Origin of the sequence: Phyllobacterium sp., from assembly GCF_037994405.1 — a bacterium.
In the GTDB taxonomy this organism is placed as follows: domain Bacteria; phylum Pseudomonadota; class Alphaproteobacteria; order Rhizobiales; family Rhizobiaceae; genus Phyllobacterium.
Window position 1 is genome coordinate 1 of sequence record NZ_JBBNAN010000035.1, and the last position, 6,075, is coordinate 6,075.

At 58.1% G+C, this 6,075-nt stretch carries 5 protein-coding genes and 1 pseudogene; 3 read left to right on the forward strand and 3 right to left on the reverse strand.

All coding sequences use genetic code 11. From position 1 onward, the window contains the following. Together AAAC48_RS02345 and AAAC48_RS02350 are read left to right on the forward strand one after the other, a co-directional pair. Positions 1–369 (forward strand): annotated as a pseudogene (locus AAAC48_RS02345) (NAD-dependent dehydratase); the annotation flags it as partial. A gap of 55 nt (positions 370–424) precedes the next feature. Continuing rightward, complete coding sequence (locus tag AAAC48_RS02350; RefSeq protein WP_340652628.1) at positions 425–784, forward strand: DUF4260 domain-containing protein; 360 nt, start codon at positions 425–427, stop codon at positions 782–784. A 3-nt stretch (positions 785–787) separates the two neighbouring features. Here AAAC48_RS02350 and AAAC48_RS02355 read toward each other — a convergent pair whose 3' ends face one another. The 3 genes from AAAC48_RS02355 to AAAC48_RS02365 form a co-directional block, all read right to left on the reverse strand. After that, positions 788–1,327, reverse strand: coding sequence for a DinB family protein (locus AAAC48_RS02355; RefSeq protein WP_340652629.1), 540 nt, complete (start codon positions 1,325–1,327; stop codon positions 788–790). Positions 1,328–1,343: 16 nt separating this feature from the next. Beyond that, positions 1,344–2,846, reverse strand: a complete 1,503-nt coding sequence (guaB, locus tag AAAC48_RS02360; protein ID WP_340652630.1) for an IMP dehydrogenase — start codon at positions 2,844–2,846, stop codon at positions 1,344–1,346. 228 nt (positions 2,847–3,074) lie between these two features. After that, positions 3,075–3,986 carry an MBL fold metallo-hydrolase gene (locus AAAC48_RS02365; protein ID WP_340652632.1) on the reverse strand — a complete coding sequence of 304 codons (912 nt, stop codon included), beginning with the start codon at positions 3,984–3,986 and terminating at the stop codon, positions 3,075–3,077. 305 nt (positions 3,987–4,291) lie between these two features. Here AAAC48_RS02365 and AAAC48_RS02370 point away from each other — a divergent pair, with 305 nt between their 5' ends. Further along, complete coding sequence (locus AAAC48_RS02370) at positions 4,292–5,695, forward strand: DHA2 family efflux MFS transporter permease subunit (RefSeq protein WP_340652631.1); 1,404 nt, start codon at positions 4,292–4,294, stop codon at positions 5,693–5,695. The last annotated feature ends 380 nt before the right edge of the window (positions 5,696–6,075 follow it).

Here is a 6,075-nt window from a genome sequence, read left to right on the forward strand (position 1 = left end):
AACCCGCATTGCGGCAATCAGGCGTTCAACATCAACAATGGCGATCTTTTCCGCTGGAGCGAAATGTGGCCGAAGATCGCCAAATTCTTCGACCTGGAAGTCGCCCCGCCGCTTCCAATGTCGCTCAACGTGATCATGGCGGACAAGGAGGGTCTGTGGAAGAAGATGATCAAGAAGCACGCTCTTGCCGACACGCCTTACAGGGATGTTTCGTCCTGGGGTTTCGGCGATGCGGTCTTCGGCTGGAACTATGACTTCTTTGCCGATGGCACCAGGCTGCGGCGCGCCGGCTTCCATGACTATGTCGACACGGGGGAGATGTTCATCAGCGTATTCCGCGACCTTCGGGAACGGAAGATCATTCCCTGAATGGGTGCTAGGATGTTCAAGTTTCGATTCGAACGATACCAGGGAGTGCGCGGCTTTGAGTACGAATGTTCTGCTTCGGCTCGAGGCGGCACTCGTCGCAGTGCTTGCCTTGGTCAGTTATGGCATGTGGGGGGGAAGCTGGTGGCTCTTTGCACTGCTGGTGCTGGCTCCGGACCTCTCCATGCTGGGCTATCTCAAAGGCCCCCGGATCGGTGCCATCTGTTACAACGCATTCCACGTTTATCTCGTCGCTCTGGCGATCGGCGTCTTCGGGTGGTGGTACGGGTCTCAGCCGGTTCTCTCGATCGGCATCATCTGGGTGTTCCACATCGCCATGGATCGCACGCTTGGTTACGGGCTGAAATTCGAGACCTCATTCCAGGATACGCATCTCGGGCGCATAGGGCGCGACTGATCCCTACTCCGTAAAGGGCTCGCCCTGCCGTCGTGGTCTGTCGTAGTTCAGAAAGAACTCGTCGAGCTGTGGCGGCGGAACATTGGTTCCCGCCAGCATGGCATGCGCTTGCCCGCGATGATGGATCTGATGCACGAAAAGGTGCGATAGCAAGAGGTAGATGGGCTCCTGCGAGGTGTCGCCGGTGCCCCATGTGATTGCGACGATCCGATCAAGGTCTTCCGAAGCCAAATCATCGCAAAAGCCGATGAGACTGTTGTCGAATTCAATCTGGGCACGCTTGAGGTCCGCCGCTTTCGGATAGGGTATATCGCCAACGAGGCCGATATTCTTGCGGCCCGTGCCGATCATATCAGCCATGTAAATGTGATCGACGATAAGATTGTGGTTGAGCGTCAACTGGATGGACGGAAAGAAGCTGGTACGCTCCTGCGCGAACTCGGCGTCGGTCAGCTGTTCGCAGGCACTTAGCAGCCTGTGGTTCGACCAGGCGCTGTTGCGCGCCATGGCCGTGAAGTGATCGCGAAGGGCGTTGTCAGACATCGCCCCTCACCGTCTATCAGTTGCCGCCCGGGTAGTTCGGGCTTTCACGGGTGATCGTGACATCATGGGTGTGGCTCTCGCGCAGGCCTGCATTGGTAATGCGGACGAATGTAGCCTTTTCACGGAATTCTTCCAAATTTTTTGCACCGACATAGCCCATGGAAGCACGCAGGCCGCCCGCGAGCTGGTGCAGAACGCCGGAGACCGGGCCCTTATAGGCAACCTGGCCTTCGATGCCTTCCGGCACCAGCTTCAGCTCATCGCGCACTTCCGCCTGGAAGTAGCGATCCGCCGAGCCGCGTGCCATGGCGCCCACAGAGCCCATGCCGCGGTAGGCCTTGAACGAGCGGCCCTGATAAAGGTAGACCTCGCCAGGGCTTTCCTCGGTGCCGGCCAGTGCCGAACCCGCCATGGCGGCAGCGGCACCTGCGGCCAGCGCCTTGGCGAAATCGCCGGAATATTTGATGCCGCCATCCGCAATGACGGGAACGCCGGATTTGTGTGCCGCTTCCACGGCAGACATGATAGCGGAAAGCTGCGGCACGCCAACACCGGCGACGATACGCGTGGTGCAGATCGAGCCTGGTCCGATGCCGACCTTGACCGCATCAGCGCCCGCATCGATGAGGGCCTGTGTTCCAGCAGCAGTTGCAACATTGCCAGCGATGATGCGGACCGCATTGGACATCTTCTTGGCGCGGGTGACCGCGTCCAGAACGCGCTGTGAATGGCCATGGGCCGTGTCGATGACAAGAACGTCCACGCCGGCAGCGATCAAGCGCTCTGCCCGCTCGAAGCCATCCTCGCCGACGCTGGATGCGGCAGCAACGCGCAGACGGCCCTGCGCATCCTTGGCGGCATTCGGGTTGAGCTGCGACTTCTCGATGTCCTTTACCGTGATAAGACCAACACAATAGCCCTTGTCGTCGACGACCAGCAGCTTTTCGATGCGATGCTGATGCAGCAAACGCTTGGCTTCGTCCTGCTGAACATTTTCGCGCACCGTGATCAGGTTCTCACGCGTCATCAGTTCGTAGATTTTCTGCGCAGGATCGGAAGCGAAGCGCACGTCGCGATTAGTGAGGATACCAACGAGGCGGCCGGGCTTGCGGCTGCCCTCGCCAGCGTTTTCAACGACGGGAATGCCGGAAATGCCATGGGCACGCATCAGGGCCTGTGCATCGGCAAGGGTTGCATCCGGTCCGATGGTCACGGGGTTGACGACCATGCCGGATTCGAACTTCTTGACCTGCCGAACTTCCTCGGCCTGCAATTCCGGTGTGAGATTGCGGTGGATGACGCCCATGCCGCCAGCCTGCGCCATTGCTATGGCAAGGCGCGACTCAGTAACCGTATCCATGGCTGCGGAAAGCAACGGCAGGTTGAGCTCGATGTCGGGCGCGATGCGGGTGCGAATATCGGTCTGGCCGGGCATGACCTCGGAATGACCGGGTTGCAGCAGGACATCATCAAATGTCAGTGCGAGTGCGCCTGTCGCGGATTCAACGATTTTTGCCATGACCAATTCCTTACAATACGGCTAATACGACTAAAGGGCGCACCACGGTGGTGGAGCGCCGAGTCAGTTGTGTTCAAGTGAATTGGCACGGGCTGGTAACATGGATATGTCGGTTTGGAAAGACGTAAACGCAATTACTGGCCCGCTGAGCAAGATCGTGGCGCATAATATTGACGTTTCCTGACATGATGCGATCCGGCGCAGGTGCGCCGAACCGGCCGCCAATCGTCAGACATCGAACTGATAGGTGGCCGGCACGAAGCGATAGCCTATATCTTGCTTTTCGGCATAGCCGACCGCAGGGAACGGCATGTGGTAGCCGATGAAAGGCACCCGGTCCGTTGCGGTCATGTCAAAGACCTTCTTGCGTGTCGCCGCGCCCATGGTTTTGTCGGTGTCGAACGCAATTTCCCATTCGGGGCGCTGTAGCGACGCGACATAGTGATTGGCGGTGTCGGCCGTCAAGACCAGATGTTTCCCGGCGGATTCAATATGGAAAATCATGTGCCCCGGCGTGTGGCCATAAGCAGCCTCGCTCGTAATGCCTGAAACAACAGAATCGCCTGCCTTGATGAAGGTGGTTTTCTCGGCAAGCGGCTTGACCTTGGCACTGACACCCTTTGCGCCGTTTTCGGCGGGCGTGCCTGTGCGGGCAGGATCGGTCCAGTGGTCATATTCGATCTGACCGGCGACATAGCGGGCATTGGCAAAGCCCGGCGTTTGGCCATTCATGAGGCCGCCGATGTGATCCCCATGCATGTGGGTGATTACGACGATCGTCACTTGATCAGGCGTGTATCCGGCAGCTTTCATATTGGCTTCCAGCTGGCCCAGACCATTTTCGCGGCCAGCGTCGCCAAACCCGGTATCGAACAGGATCAGTTCAGATCCCGTATTGACCAGAACGGGAGCGAACCCATTGACGAATTTTGTCTCGGGCAGGAAGTTCGCCTTCATCAATTCAGCAACCGTCTCCTGCTTCTGGTTTGCGCCGAAGGTTGGATGTGGACCGTCGCCGGGTCGCAATCCATCAAGCAGCGTGGTGATCTCAAAATCTCCGAGCTTGAAACGCTTGAAGCCCGGGGTCTTGGCATCTGATTGCGGTACAGCTGCTTCGGTGCTCGTCATGAATTGCGGCATTGCCAATCCTCCTGCCATGGCGCTGGAAGCAAGGAAAAGGTTGCGGCGGGAAATCTCAAATATTGACATGGATTATCTCCTTGGGCAGCCATTGATAGCTGCGGCAGTCTACACTGCAGAGCATCAACGTCGCCGGTCTGCTGCCTGCGAATCGATCACAACAACCTACCGCTGGATCACTTCTGTTTGATCGCCGCTTGAGCACGCTTAGCGCTGGTGCTATCGGAACTCATACCGAGAGACTCAAGTCCTACTTCCGGACCCCGCCTCCTGCTTTCTCAACCGTCTGAGAACTGGATCTCAATGTGAATCGCATCGTTCCGCTTGTGCTTGCCGTGGCTCTGTTCATGGAGCAAATGGACTCAACCGTTATTTCAACATCGCTACCGGCAATCGCTGCCGACATTGGTACGAGCCCGATCGCACTTAAGCTCGCATTGACGGCCTATCTCGTGTCGCTGGCGGTATTCATTCCGGTCAGTGGCTGGATGGCCGACAGATTTGGCGCGAAGAATGTATTCCGGGCCGCGATTGTCGTATTTGTTCTCGGATCCATCGCCTGCGCAGTCTCCGATTCATTGCTGCCTTTCGTGGTCTCCCGATTCTTTCAGGGCGTCGGCGGTGCGATGATGACGCCTGTAGGACGCCTCGTTCTGGTGCGATCGACGCCGCGCAGCGAATTGGTTGGCGCGATGGCCTGGCTCACCATGCCTGCGCTCATCGGGCCCCTGCTCGGACCGCCGGTCGGGGGCTTCCTCACCACCTATTTCAGCTGGCACTGGATCTTCCTGATCAATGTGCCGATCGGTCTGATCGGAATCTGGTTTGCGACACGCTATCTCCCGGCGGTCGAAACACTTGTCCAGCGGCCTCTCGATGTACCAGGCTTTTTCCTCAGCGGCATTGCGGCTTCCGGCGTCGTGTTCGGGCTGTCGGTTGTCAGCCTCCCGGCTCTGCCGTCCTGGGTGGGTTTCTCGACGCTCGTCGTGGGCGTCACATCGGCAACCTTCTACCTCATCCACGCGCACAAGACGGCGGAACCCCTCCTTGCTCTCGACCTGTTCAATAATCAGGTGTTCAGGGCTTCGATCATCGGAGGCAGCCTGTTCCGTATCGGCGTAGGTGCGGTACCCTTCCTGTTGCCGCTGATGTTCCAGATTGGCTTTGGCATGACGCCATTCCAGTCCGGCCTGATCACCTTCGTGTCGGCACTTGGCGCCATGAGCATGAAACTTGTAACGAAATGGTTTTATCGCAAGACGGGTTTCCGCAATTCGCTGATGTACGGCTCTGTGGTTGCGGCCGGATTCATCGCCATCAGCGGGTTGTTCACGCCGCAAACGCCTTACCTGCTAATGATCCTGCTGCTCCTGGCCGGCGGTTTCTTCCGTTCACTGTTCTTCACGGGGACCAATGCCCTTGCTTACGCGGATATTCCGAACGAGCAGACGAGCCAGGCCACGCCCATCAGTTCCGTAGCCCAGCAGATTTCGATTGCGCTCGGCGTTGCGGTTGCCGGCGGCATCCTTGAGGTTTCCACCAAAATTCACGGCGGGCCACTGCAGCTCGCTGATTTCCACATCGCTTTCTTCATCGTGGCGGCTATTTCGGCGCTTGCATGTCTGTCGTTCAGGGGCCTGAAGCCGGACGCCGGCGCAGAGGTTTCAGGGCACCGGCCGATGATCAAGGCAGTTGCACCAGCAGAATAGGCCGCAATACAACCTTGCACTTGTTGTATGCGGTGAAACCCGAAGAAATACTGAGATCACTTTCGGTTTGAGGGCAAAAGCAGCGGGCACCGAGCCAGCCGGTGCGTTGGAGGGGATTGGCTTCTCCAACTGCGGCATCAGCCTTGCCTTAGAGCACTCTCGGTAATTAGGACGCGTACTGCCGGAGAGAATTCGTGGACAAGGTCGAGGGGTTTGGCGAGGCTCGAATTCACCTGGCCATTCGGGTTTCCGGCTGGCCGCCAACCACTTTGTCAGGCGGCACCCGACGATGGAAAGACATCAGCCTTGAACCCTTCCGCGTGAATTGCCTCGCCATCCGAGAAACAGAACTGCGTCCTATCTATCGAGAAGTGCTCTAA